Genomic DNA, 22,182 nt, shown 5'->3' with positions numbered 1-22,182 from the left:
GATGTTCTCAGCCCTGTTCATCAGCCGGCCCAAGCTGGCGCTTGTTATTTCGCTTGTCCTGACCATCATGGGCGGCATCGGCTATCTGGTTCTGCCAGTTGCCCAGTTCCCGGACATCACACCGCCAGTGGTCAGCGTGACGACCACTTATACCGGTGCCAACGCCGGGACCGTTGAAAACACCGTTGCCGCGCCCATTGAGGCGCAGGTGAACGGCGTGGACGACATGATCTATATGACGTCCACCTCGTCCGATAACGGCTCTTATTCGTTGAATATTACCTTCGAGGTCGGCACCGACCCCGATATCGCCTCGGTGAACGTACAGAACCGCGTGGCACAGGCCATGTCGTCACTGCCAGCTGAAGTGACGGCCTCGGGCGTGGTGACGCAGAAAGCGTCGACCAATATGCTGCTGCTGGTGACGCTGACCTCACCCAACGGCACCTATGATAGCGTTTTTCTTTCCAACTATGCCTCGATCAACTTGAAAGATGCGCTGGCGCGAGTTCAGGGGGTTGGTAAAGCGGACGTGCTGACCAATCTGGAATACGCCATGCGTATATGGATGGACCCGGATCAGATGGCCGCCCTGTCCATTACGCCCGGCGACGTGATCAACGCCATCCGCGAGCAGAACGTCGAAGTGTCGGCGGGCTCGATCGGTGCGCCTCCGGTGCCCGAGGGGCAAACCTTCCAATACACGATTAAAACCAAGGGCCGTCTGACTTCGGCCGACGAGTTCGGAGAGATTGTCATTCGAACTGGCGATGCAGGCTCAATTGTGCGGGTCAAGGATATCGCACGAGTGGAACTGGGCGCAGAGTACTATGCGGCCTCGGGCTACTTCGAAAGTGTTCCTGCAACCGTCATCGGCATTTATCAGGCTCCTGGTGCGAACGCGCTAGCGGTGTCAGAACGTGTCGAGGCCGAGTTGGAGCGGCTATCGCGCACCTTCCCCACCGATGTGGAATATGACGTTCCCTTTAACACCACCGACTTTGTAGAACAGTCCCTGAATGACGTGGTCACGACATTGATCCTGACGTTCACTCTGGTGATCTCGGTTGTATTCGTCTTTCTAGGTAGTTGGCGAGCGACGATCATCCCGGCGGTTGCGATCCCTGTCTCTTTGATCGGTACGTTTGCGTTCCTGCTGCTGTTTGGAATGTCACTGAACACGATCTCGCTATTTGCTTTGGTTTTGGCCATCGGGATCGTGGTGGATGACGCCATCGTTGTGGTCGAAAACGTAGAACGGATCATAGCGGACGAAGGCCTGCCCCCGGCAGAAGCAACCCGCAAGGCCATGGGTCAGATCACCGGCCCGGTGATTGCGACAACGCTGGTTCTGCTGGCCGTGTTCGTGCCGGTGACTTTCATGCCCGGCATCTCGGGGCGGCTGTATTCACAGTTCGCGGTGACGATTTCGACCGCCGTTGTGATTTCGTCGATCAACGCGTTGACCCTATCGCCAGCCTTGTGCGGCCTTGTTCTGAAAGCCCGTTCAGGTCCACCCAAAGGCCTGCTGGCCGTGTTTGAGCGATTCATCGGCTCCATCCGCAGCGGCTATGTCGCCATCGTGCGCAAACTGCTGATCCTGCCGGTTGTTGGTCTGGGCGTCATCGTTGCACTGGCCATGGGAACCGGGACTATCATGTCCAGCACATCCAGTGGTTTCCTGCCGCTTGAGGATAACGGTTATCTGTTCGTCGACATTCAGCTGCCAGACGCGGCCACGCTGGAACGGACGGAGGTCGTCTCGGCCCGTGTTGACGATCAAATCCAAGAGATCCCCGGCGTGGCAAGTACCGTTCTAATCAACGGCTTCTCGATCCTGAACGGCACCACCACGAACGGCGCGGCAATCTTTGTGAACCTCGAAAACTGGGATGATCGTCAGGATGACGACCTGAGCGCGGATGCTATCCTGCAAAAGGTCCTGGCGATTGCGTATGGGGAATCTGCGGCCTCGATCGTTGCCTTTAACCCGCCGCCTATTCAGGGCCTTGGCAATTCGGCCGGTGTCGAGATGGAGGTACAACAAACCGGGGGCGGAACACCGCAGGAACTGGCCTCGGCCGTGGGGTCGTTCGTCTACGCGGCGAACCAGCGGCCCGAAATCGGGCAGTCCTATACGACCTTCCGCGCAAACGTGCCGCAGCTATTCGTTGATCTGGACCGCGAAAAAGCCAAGACGCTGCAAGTGTCCGTGGCCGAAGTGTTCCAGACCATGCAGGCGCAGTTGGGGTCGTACTATGTCAACGACTTCAACCTGTTTGGACGGGTGTATCGCGTGATGATCCAGGCCGATGGCAGCTATCGCGACAATGTCGAAGATATCTCGAACCTCTATGTCCGCTCGGAACAAGGTGAGATGGTGCCACTGGGCACGCTGATTGACGTGGAAAACGTGCTGGGACCAGTACTGCTTAAACGGCATAACCTGTTCCGGTCGGCGACTGTAACAGCTGTGCCTGCGCCGGGTCTTTCCACTGGCGACGCGATCAACGTGATGACTGAAGAATCGGCAACCGCCCTGCCCCCGGGATATGCGTTCGAATGGACCGGAACAGCGCAGCAGCAGCTTGCTTCTGGCAGTCTGGTGATTGTGATACTAGGGCTGGCGATCTTGTTTGGCTATCTGTTCCTGGTCGGTCAGTACGAAAGTTGGACAATGCCGGTGTCGATCCTACTGTCGGTGATTGTGGCCCTGTTCGGGGCGGTGGCCGCCGTGGCCATCGTGGGCAGTGATATCAACCTCTATACGCAGATCGGGATGATCATGCTTGTGGGGCTGGCATCGAAAAACGGCATTCTGATCGTTGAGTTCGCGATGGAGCAACGGGCCAATGGTCTTTCGATCCGGGATGCCGCCGCCGAGGCAGCCTATCAGCGTTTCCGCGCGGTGATGATGACCGCTCTGTCCTTCCTGCTGGGCGTTGTACCGCTGCTGGCGGCCAGTGGTGCGGGCGCAGCCAGCCAAAAGGCCATTGGTGTCGCGGTCTTTGGCGGAATGCTGGCGGCCACGCTGGTTGGTGTCATTCTGGTGCCGGTTCTCTATGCCCTGATGCAAAGCCTCAGGGAGTGGATCAAGGGCACCAAGAACGATCCCGGACCATCTGAGGAAACCGCATAAAAGAAAAAAGCCCCGCCATTTTGGCGGGGCTTAATTATTAGGCTGCAGCTTGCTCGCTGCGATGGTCCATCCAATCCTGTATCCGAGCGATCTGCTCAGCGCTCAGACGCAAGCCCAGCTTGTTTCGACGCCAGACGACATCCTCGGCCGCGCGGGCATATTCCTTGTCCATAAGCCACTCCAACTCTCGCGCCGTCAGTGTGGCACCGAAGTCCTCACCCAAGTCTTGGGCGGATTTCGCATCCCCTAGAATGATCCTGGCCTCGGTGCCATAGGCGCGCACCAGACGTTCGGCCCAGTCGCGGTCCAGAAAGACAAAGTCAGCTTCCAACCCAGCCACCAGTTTTTGTACCCCGTCGACAGGAAAATCTCCGCCGGGCATAGCTACACCTGCCGTCCACGGGCCTGGCAGATCGGGGAAATGCTCGGCCACTTTTTCCAACGCGCTTTCGGCCAATCGGCGATAAGTTGTGATCTTGCCGCCGAATACGTTCAGCACCGGCGCTCCATCCTGCGCGTCTACTTTCAACGTGTAATCACGCGTGGCCGCAGTGGCGCTGCTGGCGCCGTCATCGTACAGGGGTCGGACGCCGGAATAGGTCCACACAATCTCATCACGGGTCACCGGCGTCTTGAAGTATTTAGTCGCAAACGCGCACAGATAATCCTGCTCCGCCTCGGTACAAACTGGGGGTTCTGAGGGGTTCGGATGATCCTGATCCGTCGTGCCGATCAGGGTGAAGTCACGCTCATACGGGATGGCGAAAATGATCCGTCCATCCTCGCCCTGAAAGAAATAGCACTTGTCGTGATCGAACAGCCTGCGGGTCACGATATGACTGCCCCGCACCAAACGGACACCCTCGCGTGAGTTAACGTGGATTTTCGACTGAATGATATCCCCAACCCAAGGGCCGCCCGCGTTGATCAGCATTCTGGCTTTGATGACGCGGGTCTCGTCGATGTCGCGGTCCCGGACCGTTACGTCCCACAGATCGTGAACTCGTTTCGCAGATAAAACTTCGGTGCGAACCATGATATTGGCCCCGCGCGCTTCGGCGTCGCGGGCGTTGAGAACGACCAGACGCGAATCCTCGATCCAGCAATCCGAATACTCATAGGCCGTTTCAAACTTGTCCTGCAGCGGCCGCCCCTCAGGTGCGGTTTTCAGGTCTAGGGACGCAGTACCCGGCAAGATTTTACGCCCGCCCAGATTATCATACAGAAACAACCCCAACCGGATCAGCCAAGCCGGGCGGCGCCCCTTCATCCATGGCATGACGGTGCTTAACAGGCGCGAGGTCGGGGTTTCGGAATCGAACCGCATGTCCGCGTGGTACGGCAACACAAACCGCATCGGCCAACTGATATGCGGCATCGCCCGCAGCAGGGTTTCGCGTTCGATCAGTGCCTCGCGGACAAGGCGGAATTCGAAATACTCCAGATACCGCAACCCGCCGTGAAACAGCTTGGTCGAGGCCGAAGACGTTGCCGAAGCCAGATCATTCATTTCGGCCAGTGTCACCGAAAGCCCACGCCCCGCTGCGTCGCGCGCAATGCCGCATCCGTTGATGCCGCCACCGATGATGAAAAGATCAGAGATCTGATCGTGTGACTGTTCCATATCTGGATGATTCCCGTTTGTGGAAAACGCGCGCTCATTAACCGCACAGGCCCGCGCTTCGTCAATGTTTGTTTTCGTTTATGTTCGTTTTGTCACATAAGTTGCGTTAAACCCACCAGCCGCCCAATAGTCTGTTGCAATTTTCCGAATACAGAACAAAAACGAACACAGCACAATTGGAGCTAACCGTGTCCCTTTCCTTTCGTCAGTCAGACATTCTGAACATCGCCAGACAGGATGGCCGCGTGATGGTCGAAGATCTGGCCCTGCGGTTTGACGTGACGGTTCAAACCATCCGTCGCGACCTTTCGGAACTGGCCGATATGGGAAAGCTGGACCGTGTGCATGGTGGCGCTGTCCTGCGCTCGGGCGTTTCGAACATCGGGTATGAGGACCGCCGCGCGCTGAACGCGGACGCCAAGGCGCGTATCGCGCAACTCTGTGCGCAAGATATCCCTGATGGCGCATCGGTGTTCCTGAACATCGGCACATCGACCGAGGCCGTTGCCCGGCAACTGCTGGACCACAAAGACCTGATGGTGGTGACGAACAACATGAACGTCGCCAATATTCTGGTCGACAATCCCAACTGTCAGATCGTCATGGCAGGTGGCGTGTTGCGCCGCTCGGACGGGGGATTGATCGGCAATCTGACAATTGCGACCATCGAACAGTTCAAGTTCGACTGTGCAATCATCGGGTGTTCAGCGCTGGATGCTGAAGGTGACCTGATGGATTTTGACTTTCAGGAAGTCCGGGTCAGCCAAACCATCATTGCCCAGGCCCGCCGCACCTGCCTTGTGGCCGACCAATCCAAGTTCCAACGCACGGCTCCCGCACGAATAGCCTCGTTATCCGAGGTAGACGTGTTCTATACCGACAACACGCCCCCCAACGGGCTGGCCAAAAAATGTTCTGATTGGCAAACCCTGTTAAAGCTGTCCACCTGATCCCAAGAAGCTCGCATTAAACGGGAAATTCTGACACGAGTTCTTGCCAGAACCGTATTCGCCTGACACAGTCTAACATATTGCAATCGGTGCACGGGAGGGGAGATCCGGGCCATGATAGCGGCTTTATTTGCGTTACTTACAGTCACAATGGGACTGAATTACTTTCAACGGACGACAGCCGCCAACGTGCTGTTCTTTTTCACGCTGGCGTTGAGTGTGTATTGGCTGAAATTCCACGCCACCAGCCAACTTACGATCCAATTGTGAGGAGGCTGCGATGACACCGGAACTTTCACGCACTCTTAACGCGTTTGGCATGCTGGCCGTCAGCCTGGTGTTGGTACTGGCCTATGTCTACCAGTTGACACTCTATGAACTGCCCTGCCCCTTGTGCCTATTGCAGAGGGTTGGGTTTGTGGCCGTAGGGGTTGGGTTGGGTCTGAACCTGCTCTACGGCGCGCGGCCGCAGCATTATGCCATTATGCTACTTGCAGCTCTGTTCGGCGGCAGCGTCGCCGTGCGCCAAATTCTGTTGCATATCGTACCGGGCACCGGTCACTATGGCTCGCCTGTATTGGGGCTGCACTATTACACCTGGTCCGCGATCTGCTTTTTCCTGATCCTGCTGGGCACAGCCGTTATGCTCTTATTTGATCGGCAATATGCCACGGACCCCCAGCAACCGCGTTTTGGTGGCAGCACTCTGGCCAAAAGCGCGTTTTTCATCATGCTTGGCCTGGCGGCACTGAATGCGGTTTCGACACTGCTGGAATGTGGGCCGGGAATTTGCGCAGACCCGCCCACCAGCTACAAATTGATTGACGAACTGGGCGCCGACGGCTGAGGATAGGATAACCTTCCCACAAAAGGGCGCGAGCATGGGACTATTGGGGCAGCCGCTGGGCTACTATGACTACCTGACTTTCGTGGCATTGATCCTGCTTCTCGGGGCAGTGATGGCGCTAATCCTGTTCATCATGGGGTTACCGGGGCGGATTGCAATCAAACGCAATCACCCCCATGCCGAAGCCGTCAAGATCATGGGATGGATGGGCTTTCTGGCCGTCGTGCCCTGGGTGCATGCATTTATGTGGGCCTTTCACGATGGCGTCACAGTCGACATTCGTCGAACACCTGACGATGAAAAGGATGCTATCCGAAAAGAAATCAAACGGTTGGGCGGAACAGTGAACGAAGAATACAGCGACCCGCTGGACCCTGACCAGACGCAGAAGAGCTAAGGCCAAAGGAAGTCACAAAATATGTTTGTCGCCCTCGGCATTACGCTGTTCTACATCATTTTCGTCTGGTTCATTTTCTTCAAAGCGAAGTTGCTGAAATTCAACATCACCTGGGGGGTCGTTTCCTTCTGGGTTGGCGCGCATCTGCTGTTGATTTTCCTTGTTGCGCTGCGCTTTTTCCAGCCGTTTTCCCTCGACAGTCATGTGGTTCGTTCGACCATCCAGATCGTGCCGCGTTTGACCGAGCCGACGATCCTGACCGAAGTGCTGGTCGAGCCGAATACCGAGGTAAAAAAGGGCGATCCCCTCTATCGCTTTGATGACACCGTATTCGCCTTGGAGGTTGAAGAGGCAACTGCTCAGCTGGTGGCTGCTGAACAGAATGCCAAAATCCTGGAACAAGACGTGATCGCAGCGTCCGAGGCCATCGAGCGCGCCAATGCGCAACTGGCCTATGCGCTGACACAACAAGCACGGTATCAAAACCTCGTGCCCGCAGGTGGCGCGCGGCAGGATGAATTGGATCGCTGGGACGAACAAGTCGCCGAAGATCAGGCACAGGTCAAAGAGGCCGAAGCCAATCTGGAAAAGGCGCAGCTGGCGTTGGATTCGCAGATCGACGGGGTGAATACCGGTATCCTTCAGGCGCAAGCTCAGTTGGATAAGGCCCAGTATTTCCTTGATAACACGACAATCTATGCGCCGGAAGACGGCATGATCGTCTCGCAACAGGCCCGCCCCGGTCTAGTGGTTGGCGATATCCGGTTGGGTGCAATTGCCAGTTTCGTGACCAAGGACAATCCGTACATTCTGGCCACCTATCGTCAGCAGAACTTGAAATTTGTCGAAGTTGGGCAAGAGGTAGAGGTCGCGCTGGACCTATATCCCGGCGAGATTCTGACCGGCAAGGTCGAGGCTATCTGGTGGGCCACACGTCAGGGTCAGTACCTGCCATCGGGCCGCCTACCCGGTTTCGAGTTTCCGAAACTGCCCGGGCGCATCGCGGTGCAGATGTCGGTCGACATTCCGGACGGTCACACCTTTCCCGCAGGGGGTCACGCGGCGGTGGCTATCTACACCGGTCAGGGCAAAAGTTTCGAATTCCTGCGGCGCATCAATATCCGTCTGTACTCCTTCGCCAACTTCATCCGACCACTGGATATCTGAGGATGCATGATATGACCCGGGCCAGACTTCACCGCAGACTGATCGGCACCGCCCTATGCGCGGCGCTGCTGGTTGGCTGTACGCCAGTTGGCCCTGATTTCGTGCGCCCGAACTCTCCGGTCGTAAAGGAGTGGATCGAGGTGAACAGCCCCAGCGTCGGACCCAGCGGTCTGACCTCGCGCAGCGCGCCGGTGGTCAAATGGTGGGAGACGTTCAATGACCCCACCTTGAATAAACTGGTGGCTGAGGCCTATGCCCAAAACCTTGACCTGCAGGTGGCCGGTGCACGCGTCCTGCAAGCCCGCGCTCAGCTAGGTATCGCGTTCGGAGAGCTGTATCCGCAATCGCAGGCCATCGGAGGCTCGATCGAGCGGCGGCAAATCAGCGACAACCTCGGGCCGATCGCGGATGTCAACCGGATCATCCCTTTGGATACTGAATTCTCGACATCACAGGTCGGGTTCGACGCGCAATGGGAACTGGACGTCTGGGGTCAGCAACGGCGCGGAGTTCAGGCGGCGCGGTCCAATCTGGCGCTGCAGGTGGCGAATTACGACGACGCGCTGGTGACACTGACCGGCGATGTCGCGGCCCTGTACGTGAATATCCGCGCGTTGCAGGAGTCTCTGGCGGTCGCACGCGAGAACATCCAACTGCAACAAGCCTCCGCTGATCTGACCCAACTGCGCTTTGACAACGGTGTGACGACAGAACTGGACGTGCAGGAATCCACTGCCCTGCTGAACAATACCAAGGCGCTGGTCCCCGAAATTGAAAGCGATCTGCAACAGGCCAAGAACGCGCTGGCTGTTTTGTTGGGGGCGACGCCGTCACGCATGACCAGCTTGCTGGGTAATTCGGGGCGCATCCCCTCGGCCCGGTCGAATGTTGCCGTGGGTGTTCCGGCCGAGTTGCTGCGTCGCCGCCCGGATGTGCGCGCAGCCGAACTGGCGGCGGCAACGCAATCAGCCCAGGTTGGCATCGCGATAGCCGATCTTTACCCGCAATTCATTCTGTCAGGGTCCATCGGATTGCAGGCTTCGGGCGGGCGAGATTTGTTTTCCGCGGCCAGCACAACCAGTTTGGCCAATGCGGGTGTGGTCTGGAATGTGCTGAACTACGGCCGGATCAAGAACAACGTCCGTGCGCAGGACGCGGCCTATCAGGCGCTGATCGCCAATTACCAGAACACTGTTCTGACCGCCTATTCCGAGGTGGAAAGCGCGATGGTCGCCTATGCCCAATCGCGCAAGCAGGTGGGTTTTTACGAAAACAGCGTCACCGCATCGCGCAAGGCCGCCCAGATCGCGGTGGACCAGTATCGTGACGGTATCGCTGACTATTCTCGCATCCTGAATACCCAAACCGCGTTGCTGCGGTCGCAAGCCAATCTGATCGAGGCGCGACAGCAGGTCTCAAGCAATCTTGTTGCCGTGTACAAGGGGCTGGGCGGCGGCTGGCAGATTCGCCAAAATCAGGAGTTCCTGCCTGAAACCGTGTTGGCCGAAATGGCCTATCGCACCGACTGGGGCGACCTGCTGCAACAAGACCCTACAGGCGCAAGCCTGAACTAGGCGCTATTTGGTTAATCCGCGCAGCCCGCCGGAAATCAGGATATTCACTTCATAAAGGATGCGCGGCGCTGCAAAACCGCCCGGGCTGGCCAGATAATTCGGGCTCCATTCCGGGTCGAACTTCTGCTTGAAGGACCGCAGCCCTTCGAAGTGATAAAACTGTTCGCCATGCTCATATACGAACCCACCGACACGGTTCCAGAACGAGGCCAGCTGCCGGTTCTCGATCCCCGAAAACGGCGCCGCTCCCAGCGAGAACCAGTGAAATCCCTGCTCTGCCCCCCATGACATCATCTCGGCAAACAGGGCATCCATAATGAAGTTCGAACCGTCGGGCTCGTACCGCATCAAGTCCAGCGACAGCTCTGATTTATGGCCACCCTGGAACAGATTGGCAAAGGCCACGATCTTGCCGGTGTCCCCATTTCGCAGCACGGCAAAGTCGAAATAGGACAGGTAGTCATCGTCGAACCCGCCAAGGGCAAATCCCTTTTCCTCACCTGCTTTTTGTTGGAGCCAATCATCCGAAATTTTGCGTAGCTCCGGCAGGACCGGGGTCAGTTCTTCCTTCGGAATGATTTCGAAAACATACCCTTCACGCTCAGCCCGGTTCTTGGCCTGCCGGAACCGTTTTCGGGATTTGCCATCCAGCGAAAAGTCTTTCAGAGGCACCCGCGCGACCTCACCGATTTTTAGGATGGATAGACCCAAGTCCAGAAAGGTCGGTAGGTATTTGGTCGAAACGCTATAGAACGCGCAAAGCTTGCCCTCGCGGTCGGCCATTTCGCGTAGTTGCCAGATCAGTTGCTGGCCAGCTTTTTCATCTCCAACCGGCTCACCCTTGGTGATAAGTGCATTGCCGGTGTCGGCATAGGCCAGAAACGCGGTTTCATCTGGCGCAATCAGGAACTGCTTGTCACCGGTCAAAGATATCTGTGCCTCGGTGTCTTCGCTTTCCAGCGCCAGACGTTCAACGGCAGATGGGATTTCCGTACGTACCGGTTCGGGTATCTCCCGCCCGAACAGAGAGTTCACGGCCACCACACCAAGAATGACAGCCACCACAAGGCTGGAGCGTAAGAACCGTGAGGCATCGCCGTTCCACGCGAATTCCCACCACAGGGCATTCTGGTATTCGACATGCGAATAGGCAAACAGCCCGATCCAGAAAATGACAGCCAACAGGGCCACGACGCTGACCAGCCATGGGATGTTCAGCCGGAAAATTGAAGCCCCACTGACGCGGTAGAACGCACCCTGGAACGTAGCCAGTACAGCGATAGACGCCAACATTCCAATCGCTTCATGCGTATCCAGCCCCTTGGTCAGCGAGGCAAAGAATCCCGCCACCATCAGTAACATCGCAACGATCCAGGCACGGTGGAGTTTACGGAACAGTCCGCGTGAGACCAGGATCAGCAAAACGCCCACGGCACTTCCTGCTAAATGCGACGCTTCGACAAATGACAAAGGTAGAAAATCCCTCAGAGCGCCCAAACTCCGACTGCTGGACGGCAAGGCCCCAGAGACCAACAGTATAATCCCTGCAACCGCGGTCACGCCTGCGGCCACCATAGGCACAATCGGTCGGATCGCGCGATAGACCCACGTGGCCGCACCACCGATATGGTGGCGATGCGTCAGTGCCGAGGCCACCGCAATCGACACGCTGGCAATAACAAAGGGCAGAAATGTGTAGACCAGCCGATACAGAAGCAAGGCAGCGATAACATCGGATCGGCCAGAGGCACCCAGACCTGCAATCAACGTCGCCTCAAACGCGCCGATGCCACCCGGTGCATGGCTGACAATACCAACGGCAATTGCCCCGATAAAGATCGTGAAAAAATAAGGGTAACCAACCCCAAGGTCATCGGGCATCAGAGTATACAACACCATCGAAGCGCCACACAGATCTCCGATCGCCGCCAATGTCAGCAAGCCTGCCAGTTTTCCGCCAGGTAGATTGAAGCCAAAACCGCCATAGGCCAGTTTGCGCCCGCCCCGCGCAAGCCAGAGGAACAGGGCCACCAGGGCGGCAAGCAGGCACAGTCCGATAATGGTCTCAGTGGTGTCGCTGATCGGCAGCACATTTGAAATCCCGTCCGGATGCAGGGTAAGCAGAATGCCAAGCAACAGCACCAGACCCGACCAGAACGCGATCCACGAGGTTGCAATGACCCCGGCAACCCGACTCAGGTCTAGCCCAAGCGAGGCATAGATGCGATACCGGATCGCCGTCCCGGTGATGTAGGAAAAACCAAGGCAGTTCGACACGGCATAGCCACTGGCCCCGGCCATGCCCGCTACGGTCAGAGGGACCTCGCCATCCGCTACGCTTTGCACGGCAAGCACGTCGTACATGGACAAAGAGAGAAAGCTAAAACAGGTCCAGCACAGGGCAATGAACAGCAGTTTCCAGGACGTGTTCGCCACATCCACCTGAACATCGGCCCATTTCACGTGTTGCGACAATTCGTGGAGCACGACTAACGCAATAAGCGTGACCAGTATCGGAACTGCAATTCTGACTGCGGGCTTTTCAAGGAACCCGGTGACCCGCTCGGCCAATCGTACGGCCCAAAGTTCTTTGTCAGTCTCCTGCGTGGTCATGGTTCCCCCCTGCTCTGAGGCACAGCAACGTTCTCGCGCGCGGATCGGCAACGTGGGGCAACCTTGGCACAATTTCCTTGAACGTCAAAGCACTACAAGGGATCAGACACGCCCCTTGCGCGTGGACAGCAGCAGATTGGTCTCGGACCGCGTTATCCCCTCCATCCGACGGATCTGAAACAGGACCTCATCCAGTTCGGCCAGAGTTTCGGTGCCGATCTCGGCAATCAGATCCCAACTGCCGTTTGTAGTATGCACGGCACGCACCTGACGCAGGGCCGCGATCCTGGCCATCGTCCGCTCGGTCCCGCGACCTTCGATCTCAAGCATCATCAGGCCCCGCACCGGGCTTTCAGCCACGTCCAACCGGGTGAGGACGGTAAAGCCCACAATCTCACCGGATTGCTTCAGGCGCTGCAGGCGGCTGCGCACAGTCGTGCGGGTGACGCCCAGCGTCTCGGCCAGCTCGGACAGCGAGGCTCGCGCATCCCGGTGCAGCGCATTGAGCAGCCGACTATCCAAATCGTCCATAGTTATTTCTCATTTCGTTTATTGAAGTTTCATTTTGAACATTTTGTCCTCTTTTCGCAAGCCACCCTGCCGACTTAAACAAACATATGGACAACAAACACGTTATACTGGTCGGTGTCCCAATGGACGCTGGCAAGCGCCGTCAGGGGTGCCGCATGGGACCAGACGCCTATCGGGTGGCCGGCTTGGATCAGGCTTTGGCCAATCTGGGACATCAGGTATCGGATATCGGCGATATCCAACCGGACGATACGGATGTGCCCGAAGACCTACACCTATTCGCCCTTCCGCAAGTCATCGGCTGGACCAAAGCGCTAAGCCGCACGGCGCAGAACACCGCGCCCAATGGGTTGCCGATCTTCATGGGCGGCGACCACGCCCTGTCGATGGGAACGGTTGCGGGGATGGCCGCCCATGCACAGCAGATCGGACGCCCACTGTTCGTCCTCTGGCTGGATGCTCATAGCGACTTTCACACCCCGGACAGCACCGGCAGCGGCAACCTGCATGGCACCCCGGTCGCTTACTTCACCGGCCAGACCGGTTTTGACGTCTTTCCACACGTGGCCGCCCCGGTTCCCACTGACCGCGTGGGCATGATCGGCCTGCGCTCGGTCGATCCTGCCGAACGCGCCCGACTGGAAAAGGATCACGCCATGCTTGCCGATATGCGCAGCATTGACGAACACGGGATCAAAGCCCCTCTGATTGCTTTCCTTGAACGGGTACGGGCGGCGAATGGCATCCTGCATGTCTCGCTGGATGTCGACTTTCTTGATCCCTCGATCGCCCCTGCCGTCGGCACCACCGTCCCCGGTGGCGCGACCGAACGCGAAGCGCATCTGGTGATGGAGTTGCTGCACGAAAGCGGCCTTGTCTGTTCGCTGGATCTGGTCGAGCTGAACCCATTTCTGGACGAACGCGGCCGTACCGCGAAACTGATGGTCGATCTGGCAGCTTCTTTGCTGGGCCGCCGCATCTTTGATCGCCCCACCCGGAGCTTCTGATGCACTCACTGCAAGCCCCACCCGCCGTCGTGATGATCCGGCCCCACGCGTTTGCCTCGAACCCTGAAACACGCGACGATAATGCGTTCCAGACTTTGGCCAACCGTTCGGCAGCAGCTACGTCTACCCAAGCGCGCGTCGAACATGACCAAGCGGTCGCGTTGCTGCGCGATGCGGGTGTAAAAGTTCACGTCTTTGACGACCACGGGGACCTCAATACGCCCGACAGTGTGTTCCCGAACAACTGGTTCTCAACTCATCCCGGCGGACATGTGGCAATCTATCCGATGTTCGTTCCATCCCGCAGGCGTGAACGACGCGCGGACGTCATTGAGATGCTGAAACAGGAATACCGTGTTCAGGACGTGATCGACTATTCCGGGCTTGAGCAGGACAAGCTGGCGCTGGAAGGCACCGGAGCAATGGTTCTAGACCACGTTGGCCGCGTCGCTTACACGGTCAAGTCCAACCGCGCCGATCCCGTTTTGTTGGAGCGTTTCTGCACTCATTTCAACTATGAGCCTATCGTGTTCGAAGCACATGATGCCGAAGGGCGCGATGTCTATCACACCAATGTTCTGATGGGCATCGGCGGCGAGTACGCGCTGATCTGTCTGGACATGATCACCGATCCGGAACGACGCGCGACCGTAAAAGCCCGGTTGGAAGAATCCGGTCGCACGGTCATCGACCTGACCCACGAACAGATCGCAGAATTTGCAGGCAACGCCATCGAACTCAGCGGTCGAGATGGTCTGGTTTTGGCGCTGTCAAGCCGGGCGCTTGCCGCTCTGACTGCGGACCAAATCGCGATAATCGAAGCCAGCGCGACACCGCTGCCGCTTTCGGTTCCCACAATTGAAACTGCCGGTGGATCCGTGCGCTGTATGATTGCAGGCATCCACCTGTCCCGTCGATAGGAGCCCCAAATGCAACCATCTGAAAAGGCGCTTGTTCCCTTTGTATCCGTCGACAACATGATGCGTCTTGTGCATCACGTCGGTCTTGAGAAGATGATCACCCAGATCGCAGCCCAGATTGAAGCTGATTTCAAACGGTGGGAGAGCTTTGACAAAACCCCGCGCATCCCGGCCCATTCCCCGCATGGCGTGATCGAGTTGATGCCCACATCGGACGGAGAGGCCTACGGGTTCAAATACGTCAACGGCCACCCCAAGAACACCTCCGAAGGGTTACAGACCGTGACCGCTTTCGGCCTATTAGCTGACGTCTACACTGGCTACCCCACCCTGCTAACCGAGATGACGATGCTGACCGCGCTGCGCACAGCAGCGACCTCGGCCCTTGTGGGCAGCTACCTTGCGCCGAAGTCTTCATCGGTCATGGCCATGATCGGCAACGGTGCTCAGTCGGAATTCCAATGTCTGGCTTTCAAGGCCATGTGCGGGATTGATACGGTTCGTTTGTACGACACCGATCCGAATGCCACCAAGAAATGTGCCGCGAACCTTCAAGGCAAAGGTTTGACAGTGGTGCCCTGCAAAACCGCCGAAGAGGCTATCGAAGGCGCGCATATCATCACCACCTGCACGGCGGACAAGAAATACGCCACGATTCTGACCGACAACATGGTCGGCCCCGGTGTACACATCAATGCAATCGGCGGGGATTGCCCCGGAAAGACCGAATTGCATCGTGATATCCTGCTGCGCTCGGAAATCTTCGTGGAATACCCCGAGCAAACCCGGATCGAAGGTGAGATTCAGGCATTGGACGACACCCACCCAGTGACCGAGATCTGGCAGGTTATGACCGGTCAAGCCAAAGGTCGCAGCGATGATCGTCAAATCACCCTGTTCGACAGCGTAGGCTTCGCGATCGAGGATTTCTCGGCCCTGCGCTATATCAAATCCGCAATTGAGGGCACTGATTTCTTTGAACCCTTGGACATGTTGGCCGATCCTGACGATCCGCGGGACCTGTTTGGGATGCTGATGCGGGCAAGCTAAAGAACCCGCAAATGGCATTACCTCGCCCCCGGCTCAAAACCGGGGGCTTTTTCTATCCGGCCAAAGACGGCAGGTAGAGCACTATACTTGGGAACGCCACAAGCAGAGCGATTGTAACGCCGTCAGCAATGAAGAACGGGGTCACACCTTTGAACACGTCTTGAACGCTCAGGTCCGGGCGCACACCCGCGACCACGAAACAATTCAGACCGATGGGCGGTGTGATCAGGCAGAATTCAGCCATTTTCACGACGAGAATTCCGAACCAGATCGCGCACATCGGACCCGACATGCCAAAGGCGCTTTCTGCGGCGCTGACGGTTTCGCCTCCATTCAGTGCCATGACGGCCGGATACACAACTGGAAGCGTCAGCAGCAGCATCCCGATGGCGTCCATGAACATGCCCAGGACCGCATAGGCCAGCAGGATGCAAATCAGGATCAGCATCGGTGACATCTCAAGCGAGGTGATCCAGTCCGAAAATGCGCCCGGCAAGTCAGCAAAACCAAGGAACCGTACGTAAATCAGTACGCCCCAGATAATCGTGAAGATCATCGCGGTCAGTTTGGCGGTTTCAAGCAGCGCGGATTTCAGCTCAGTCCAGCGCATGCCGTGAAACAGGGCGAAGCAGAAGACGATGAAAGCCCCGATTGCACCACCTTCGGTCGGTGTACCCCAGGCTTTTTCCCCGAACGGATTGTAGACAAAGCAGATGATGATCAGGATCACGGCCACAATCGGGAAAGCACCGGGCAACGAGGCAAAACGCTGTTTCCACGTAAAGCCGGTGACCGGAGGTCCAACGGTTTTGAAAACCACCGCGATGCCCACAATCAGCAGGCCATAGATGACCGCCGAAAATGCACCCGGGATGAACCCGGCCAGTAGCAGTTTGCCCACGTCCTGTTCAACGATGATGGCATAGATCACAAGAATGGCCGACGGCGGGATCAGTGAGGCCAGCGTGCCCCCGGCAGCGACGACGCCGGCGGCGAATTGTTTGTTATAGCCAACCTTCAGCATCTCGGGGATGGCGATGCGGGCGAATACGGCGGAAGTGGCCACCGACGCGCCCGAAACGGCGGCGAACCCGGCCGTGGCGAACACGGTCGAGACCGCCAAGCCACCCGGCACCCACGCCACCCAGCGTTTAGCTGCCTCGAACAAGGCCTTGGTCAGACCCGCGTAATAGGCGAGATATCCGATCAGGATAAAGGTCGGGATCAGGCTGAGCGTATGGGCAGCCACTTTGGAATGCGGCACCTGCCCGGCCGTTTTGACGGCCACCGTCAGGGCTTTGCCAAACCGGTCGGGGTCGTATCCGAACTTGGCCCAGAAAATCCAGACCAGCCCGACCAACCCGGCAAGTCCCGCAGCGAAGGCGACCCGCATGCCCGTGACGACCAAAACCAGCAGGCCACCTGTCACCCACAGACCAATATCTATCGTGTCCATGCGCTAGTCCTGCCCTTCGAATTGCTCGGCCTCAGCAGCGGCCTGCGCTGCTGCATCCTGGATTAACGGCACGGCCACAGGGTGTTCGAGCCCCAGCACAAAAGCACGCCCATATCCCCAGACCTGCAACACCAGCCGTGCGCACAGAACCGAAAACGCCACCGGTGCCAGCAGCTTGGCAGGCCAAAGCGGGATGCCGATGTCAATGGAACTGTCGCGGCTCCATAGCGGTGCGCCAAAATCGAACGAGCGGTCGAAATGAGACCAGCTACCCCAGACCAGTGCCAGCATCAGCACTAGGATCAGAACCACTGAAACAAGCTCGAACAGCCACAGCGCCCGCCCGTGTAGGCGCGCGATCATGATATCCATGCGGATATGTCCACCATCGCGCTGAACATATGAAATACCAAGGAAGGCAATCAGCGGCATGGCCTGTTCAATCCAGTCCACATAGCCGGGCAACGGTGCGTTTATCGCGTTACGGCCACTGACCGAAACTACAGCCAGCACCATCAAGCCAAAAACGGCCAGCCCGCTGATCAATGCCAGAAACTGCTCTAACCTCAAAAGATGGCGGTCCAGCCGACTGAGACGGCTGCCGTCTTCAAGCACCGTGGCCTGTCCTGCCATTCCGGTGGTCCCCTGTATTATGATTAGTGTCCGGGCGCCCGGTCAGGCACCCGGATCGGGCGATCAGTTGCCGCCGCGCTGTTGTTGAAGTGTTGCCTGGACCAGATCATACAGGTCCTGCGCAGGAAGACCCTGGGCCGACATGTCGGCAATCCACTGTTCGCGGATCGGATCGGCTGCCTTAGCGCGGAACTCTTCAAGAACGGTATCGTCTATCTCGACCTTTTCGACGCCCTTCTCGGACAGAACGCTATCCCACTGTTCCAGCAGGCCGCCATAGTTCGCAAGGTAATGGTCAATCGCCTCGTCAATCGAACTGTTCAGCGCCTCTTTGTGTTCGGCAGGCAGCGCTTCATAGGCTTCGATATTCACCACCACCGGGCAGTTGACGGTGCCCGGGTTCAGGTTCGCGGTCCACCAGTCGGCCTCATTGATGGTGCCAAAGGACAGGTGAGCGTGCTGGGCAAAGGCGACCGTATCGACCACACCCGATTCCATTGCGTTGAACGCTTCGGTAGCCGGGACCGAGGTCGGCACACCGCCGACAGCTTCAAAGGCCTGCCCTAATCCACCAGTCGCGCGCACGCGCATACCGTCGAAATCAGCCAATTCGTCGCGTGGGTCACCAGTACCAACCAGATTGTACTGCGGCATAGGCGACGTCATGATGATTCGCGCGTTCCATTGTGCCATCTCATCCTTGACGGCCGGGTGATCGTAGACCGCGTGGCTTACGGCCACTTCTTCGTCCAGATTGTTCACACCCAGGAACGGCAGCTCAAGCACGGTGATCGCGCGGTTCTTGTCGCGGTGGTATCCGGCGCAGAACTGGGCCATCTCAAAAGCGCCGATCTCAATCCCGTCCAGGTTTTCCTTTGGCTTCGACAGGCCACCATAACTGACATTGATAGTGAACTCGCCACCTGTCTTTTCGCTAACCAGTTCAGCCAGTTTTTCAACATGTTCAGTAAAGGCGCGCCGCTTGCCCCAAACCGAGGCACTCCATTCGGTTGCCGCAGCCTCTGAAACGAATGCAACACCCAAGGCGGCGACGGCCGCGCCGCTCAACATCTTTTTCATCATGATTTCTCCCTTTGTTGCGCTTCTTGTCCAAGCGCTTGCGGTCAAAGCTAGCGCCAACATCGGATTGTGCCAACCCCGGACAAGCCCACCAGAGAGCCACAGACAGCGCTAACAACCCAAAGGTGATTCTGAATTGCAGAAAAATGCAGGCGGTGGCTGGTTAGACAGCGGTAAATTCTGTGACATCTACAAGATTGTTTTTTATTAATTTTTTTAGTCATTGTTGTTTTCTTTTACAATTACCCCTTAGTTGATCAAATTTCTTTACAAACAAATCCAAAGAAATCGGTAATTTATTTCATTGTTTTCAGTTCCGCTTATTATTCCCCATGGGGAGGAAACGGGTCGACATCGCCCGTTCCGCGGGCAAGATTCGGCCCAGTGAAATGAAGTCCAGAGGGAGGAGCCTCAGAATGACAACCGCTGCCCAGGCAGATGCCAAAGTATATCCGCCATCCGCAGAAACCGTTGCCCGCGCCCATATTGATGCCGACGCATATACCCAGATGTATAAGGCGTCGATCGAAGACCCCATTGCGTTCTGGGATGATCAGGGCAAACGAGTCGATTGGATTAAGCCCTACACTCAGGTGAAAGATGTCAGCTATGATTTCGGTTCTGTCGGTATCAAATGGTATGCTGACGGTACATTAAATGTGTCTGCCAATTGCTTGGATCGCCATCTGAAAACACGCGGCGACCAGACCGCGATCATCTGGGAACCGGATGATCCAAACGACGAAGCTCAACACATATCCTATGCCGAGCTGCACCGCCGGACCTGCAGAATGGCCAATATTCTGGAATCCATGGGTGTGCGTAAGGGGGATCGCGTTGTCATCTATATGCCAATGATCCCCGAGGCCGCCTATGCCATGCTGGCCTGTGCCCGTATTGGGGCGATCCATTCCATCGTGTTCGCAGGCTTCTCGCCCGACGCGCTGGCGGCTCGAGTCAACGGCTGTGACGCCAAGGTAGTGATCACCGCAGACGAAGCGCCCCGCGGTGGCCGCAAAACACCGCTGAAATCCAACGCCGATGCGGCGTTGCTGCACTGCAAGGACACGGTGAAATGCCTTGTCGTCAAGCGTACCGGTGGTCAGACCACATGGATCGTTGGGCGCGACTATGACTATAACGAAATGGCGCTTGAGGCGGATGACTATTGCGCACCGGCCGAGATGAATGCCGAAGATCCGCTGTTCATTCTCTATACCTCCGGCTCAACCGGTCAGCCCAAAGGCGTGGTGCATACCACGGGCGGATATCTGGTTTACGCGTCAATGACCCACCAGATCAGCTTCGACTATCATGATGGTGACGTGTACTGGTGCACCGCGGATGTGGGTTGGGTCACGGGTCACAGCTATATCGTCTATGGTCCGCTGGCCAATGGCGCGACAACTCTGATGTTCGAGGGCGTGCCGACCTATCCGGATGCCAGCCGTTTCTGGCAGGTCTGCGAAAAGCATAAAGTCAACCAGTTCTACACCGCTCCGACAGCGATCCGGGCTCTGATGGGTCAGGGCAAAGAGTTTGTCGAAAAGTGCGATCTGAGCGACCTCAAGGTGCTGGGCACCGTGGGCGAGCCGATCAACCCCGAAGCCTGGAACTGGTACAACGAGGTTGTCGGCGGTGGCCGCTGCCCCATCGTTGACACCTGGTGGCAGACCGAGACCGGCGGTCACCTGATGACCCCTCTGCCCGGCGCGCATGCGATGAAACCCGGCTCGGCGATGAAGCCGTTCTTTGGGATCGAACCGGTGGTTCTGGACCCGCAATCGGGTGTCGAGATCGAAGGCAACGGCGTCGAGGGCGTTCTGTGCATCAAGGACAGCTGGCCCGGGCAGATGCGCACCGTTTGGGGCGATCATGAACGGTTCGAAAAGACCTATTTCTCGGATTACAAAGGGTACTACTTCACCGGTGATGGATGCCGCCGCGACGAAGATGGTGATTACTGGATCACCGGCCGCGTTGACGATGTGATCAACGTCTCAGGCCACCGGATGGGAACGGCCGAGGTGGAAAGCGCACTGGTTGCCCACGCCGCTGTGGCCGAGGCCGCTGTGGTCGGGTATCCCCATGATATCAAAGGACAAGGTATCTATTGCTACGTCACTTTGATGAATGATCGTGAGCCTTCGGATGATCTGCTGAAAGAACTGCGCAGCTGGGTCCGGACCGAGATTGGCCCTATTGCATCCCCGGATGTGATCCAGTGGGCGCCCGGCCTGCCCAAGACCCGTTCAGGCAAGATCATGCGCCGTATCCTGCGCAAGATCGCCGAGAACGACTTTGGCTCGTTGGGTGACACTTCGACTCTGGCCGATCCGTCGGTGGTCGAAGACCTGATCGAAAACCGCGCAAGCAAGTGAGGATGTAATGGACGCTGCCACGACCACAACTCCCGCTGTTCTGATCCTTCTCGGCCCTCCGGGCGCCGGGAAGGGCACACAGGCGCGGATGCTCGAAGACAAGTTCGGGCTAGTGCAACTCAGCACCGGTGACTTGTTGCGCGACGCCGTAGCCGCCGGGACCCAGGCGGGCCAAGCGGCCAAGGCCGTGATGGAAGCTGGCGATCTGGTCAGCGACGAGATCGTCATCGCCATCCTGCGCGACCGTATGGCCCAGCCGGACTGCGCCAAGGGCGTCATCCTGGATGGCTTCCCTCGTACCACGGTTCAGGCGCAGGCATTAGACAACCTGCTGGATTCGGCGGATCAAAAGATCAACGCCGCGATCAGCCTCGAGGTTGAGGACGCGGAAATGGTGATCCGTATCTCGGGCCGCTACACCTGCGCCGGTTGCGGCGAAGGGTTCCACGACACGTTCAAACAGCCTGCGGTCGAGGGCAAATGCGACAAATGCGGTCACACCGAATTCAAGCGCCGCGCGGATGACAATGCGGAGACCGTCGCCTCGCGACTGGTTGCGTACCACGCGCAGACCGCGCCGCTGATCAGCTATTACCAAGGCCATGGCGTTCTGAAAGGCCTGAATGCCATGGGCAATATCGAAGACATCGCAGGCAATCTCGAAGGGATCGTCCGCGACGCGATGAACTAAGGGAATACGACCCGCCCTCAACAAGGGCCGAATTCCTAAAAGAAAGCTTCAAAGGACCCGCCCTGGCGGACCAGAGAAGTCTTGCCTGATGCCATGCGGGTATTCGGCATATCGAAAAGCGG

At 57.6% G+C, this 22,182-nt stretch carries 18 protein-coding genes; 12 read left to right on the top strand and 6 right to left on the bottom strand.

Annotated features, from left to right (window positions below):
* Window position 1 precedes the first annotated feature (1 nt).
* The gene (locus RUE5091_RS06170; RefSeq protein WP_058281001.1) at window positions 2-3,139 is read left to right on the top strand and encodes an efflux RND transporter permease subunit; all 3,138 of its coding nucleotides are present in this window, start codon (window positions 2-4) and stop codon (window positions 3,137-3,139) included.
* 37 nt (window positions 3,140-3,176) lie between these two features.
* On the opposite strand, the gene glpD is transcribed toward RUE5091_RS06170, so the two are convergent.
* Window positions 3,177-4,763: a glycerol-3-phosphate dehydrogenase gene (glpD, locus tag RUE5091_RS06165; RefSeq protein WP_058281000.1), complete on the bottom strand. Its 1,587-nt coding sequence runs from the start codon at window positions 4,761-4,763 to the stop codon at window positions 3,177-3,179.
* Window positions 4,764-4,951: 188 nt separating this feature from the next.
* On the opposite strand from glpD, the gene RUE5091_RS06160 reads away from it, so the two are divergent.
* The 6 genes from RUE5091_RS06160 to RUE5091_RS06140 all read left to right on the top strand — a co-directional run bounded on the left by RUE5091_RS06160 (window position 4,952) and on the right by RUE5091_RS06140 (window position 9,698).
* Complete coding sequence (locus RUE5091_RS06160; RefSeq protein ID WP_058281123.1) at window positions 4,952-5,713, top strand: DeoR/GlpR family DNA-binding transcription regulator; 762 nt, start codon at window positions 4,952-4,954, stop codon at window positions 5,711-5,713.
* Between the two features lie 114 nt (window positions 5,714-5,827).
* Window positions 5,828-5,983: a DUF5993 family protein gene (locus tag RUE5091_RS23525; protein WP_279385374.1), complete on the top strand. Its 156-nt coding sequence runs from the start codon at window positions 5,828-5,830 to the stop codon at window positions 5,981-5,983.
* 10 nt (window positions 5,984-5,993) lie between these two features.
* A complete protein-coding gene (locus RUE5091_RS06155; RefSeq protein ID WP_058280999.1) occupies window positions 5,994-6,560 on the top strand; it encodes a disulfide bond formation protein B in 567 nt (188 codons plus the stop codon).
* A 34-nt stretch (window positions 6,561-6,594) separates the two neighbouring features.
* Window positions 6,595-6,957 carry a DUF3302 domain-containing protein gene (locus RUE5091_RS06150; RefSeq protein WP_058280998.1) on the top strand — a complete coding sequence of 121 codons (363 nt, stop codon included), beginning with the start codon at window positions 6,595-6,597 and terminating at the stop codon, window positions 6,955-6,957.
* Between the two features lie 21 nt (window positions 6,958-6,978).
* Window positions 6,979-8,124, top strand: a complete 1,146-nt coding sequence (locus RUE5091_RS06145; protein WP_058280997.1) for an HlyD family secretion protein — start codon at window positions 6,979-6,981, stop codon at window positions 8,122-8,124.
* A gap of 11 nt (window positions 8,125-8,135) precedes the next feature.
* Window positions 8,136-9,698 carry an efflux transporter outer membrane subunit gene (locus RUE5091_RS06140; RefSeq protein ID WP_058281122.1) on the top strand — a complete coding sequence of 521 codons (1,563 nt, stop codon included), beginning with the start codon at window positions 8,136-8,138 and terminating at the stop codon, window positions 9,696-9,698.
* Between the two features lie 3 nt (window positions 9,699-9,701).
* Here the strand turns inward: RUE5091_RS06140 and mprF are convergent, their stop codons facing one another.
* Window positions 9,702-12,311 (bottom strand): bifunctional lysylphosphatidylglycerol flippase/synthetase MprF, encoded by a 2,610-nt coding sequence (mprF, locus tag RUE5091_RS06135; RefSeq protein ID WP_058280996.1) that lies wholly within the window; start codon window positions 12,309-12,311, stop codon window positions 9,702-9,704.
* A gap of 102 nt (window positions 12,312-12,413) precedes the next feature.
* Complete coding sequence (locus RUE5091_RS06130; RefSeq protein ID WP_058280995.1) at window positions 12,414-12,842, bottom strand: Lrp/AsnC family transcriptional regulator; 429 nt, start codon at window positions 12,840-12,842, stop codon at window positions 12,414-12,416.
* Between the two features lie 86 nt (window positions 12,843-12,928).
* Here RUE5091_RS06130 and rocF point away from each other — a divergent pair, with 86 nt between their 5' ends.
* The 3 genes from rocF to ocd are packed head-to-tail and all read left to right on the top strand — an operon-like array spanning window position 12,929 to window position 15,819.
* Window positions 12,929-13,849: an arginase gene (gene rocF, locus RUE5091_RS06125; RefSeq protein ID WP_058280994.1), complete on the top strand. Its 921-nt coding sequence runs from the start codon at window positions 12,929-12,931 to the stop codon at window positions 13,847-13,849.
* The gene (ctlX, locus tag RUE5091_RS06120) at window positions 13,849-14,769 is read left to right on the top strand and encodes a citrulline utilization hydrolase CtlX (RefSeq protein ID WP_058280993.1); all 921 of its coding nucleotides are present in this window, start codon (window positions 13,849-13,851) and stop codon (window positions 14,767-14,769) included. The genes rocF and ctlX overlap by 1 nt, the downstream gene beginning before the upstream one ends.
* Before the next feature lie 9 nt (window positions 14,770-14,778).
* Window positions 14,779-15,819, top strand: a complete 1,041-nt coding sequence (gene ocd / locus RUE5091_RS06115) for an ornithine cyclodeaminase (protein WP_058280992.1) — start codon at window positions 14,779-14,781, stop codon at window positions 15,817-15,819.
* A 52-nt stretch (window positions 15,820-15,871) separates the two neighbouring features.
* On the opposite strand, the gene RUE5091_RS06110 is transcribed toward ocd, so the two are convergent.
* The 3 genes from RUE5091_RS06110 to dctP all read right to left on the bottom strand — a co-directional run bounded on the left by RUE5091_RS06110 (window position 15,872) and on the right by dctP (window position 18,988).
* The gene (locus RUE5091_RS06110) at window positions 15,872-17,275 is read right to left on the bottom strand and encodes a TRAP transporter large permease (RefSeq protein ID WP_058280991.1); all 1,404 of its coding nucleotides are present in this window, start codon (window positions 17,273-17,275) and stop codon (window positions 15,872-15,874) included.
* Between the two features lie 3 nt (window positions 17,276-17,278).
* Window positions 17,279-17,908 (bottom strand): TRAP transporter small permease, encoded by a 630-nt coding sequence (locus RUE5091_RS06105; protein WP_058280990.1) that lies wholly within the window; start codon window positions 17,906-17,908, stop codon window positions 17,279-17,281.
* Between the two features lie 63 nt (window positions 17,909-17,971).
* Window positions 17,972-18,988 carry a TRAP transporter substrate-binding protein DctP gene (dctP, locus tag RUE5091_RS06100; RefSeq protein ID WP_058281121.1) on the bottom strand — a complete coding sequence of 339 codons (1,017 nt, stop codon included), beginning with the start codon at window positions 18,986-18,988 and terminating at the stop codon, window positions 17,972-17,974.
* Window positions 18,989-19,404: 416 nt separating this feature from the next.
* On the opposite strand from dctP, the gene acs reads away from it, so the two are divergent.
* Together acs and RUE5091_RS06090 are read left to right on the top strand one after the other, a co-directional pair.
* On the top strand, window positions 19,405-21,369 hold the full coding sequence (gene acs / locus RUE5091_RS06095; RefSeq protein ID WP_058280989.1) for an acetate--CoA ligase: 1,965 nt from the start codon (window positions 19,405-19,407) through the stop codon (window positions 21,367-21,369).
* 7 nt (window positions 21,370-21,376) lie between these two features.
* On the top strand, window positions 21,377-22,060 hold the full coding sequence (locus tag RUE5091_RS06090; protein ID WP_058280988.1) for an adenylate kinase: 684 nt from the start codon (window positions 21,377-21,379) through the stop codon (window positions 22,058-22,060).
* Window positions 22,061-22,182 lie beyond the last annotated feature (122 nt).

This window comes from Ruegeria denitrificans (genome assembly GCF_001458295.1).
GTDB lineage: Bacteria > Pseudomonadota > Alphaproteobacteria > Rhodobacterales > Rhodobacteraceae > Ruegeria > Ruegeria denitrificans.
The sequence above is the reverse complement of the archived record's forward strand: the minus strand, read 5'-3'. Positions and strand labels throughout refer to the sequence as shown.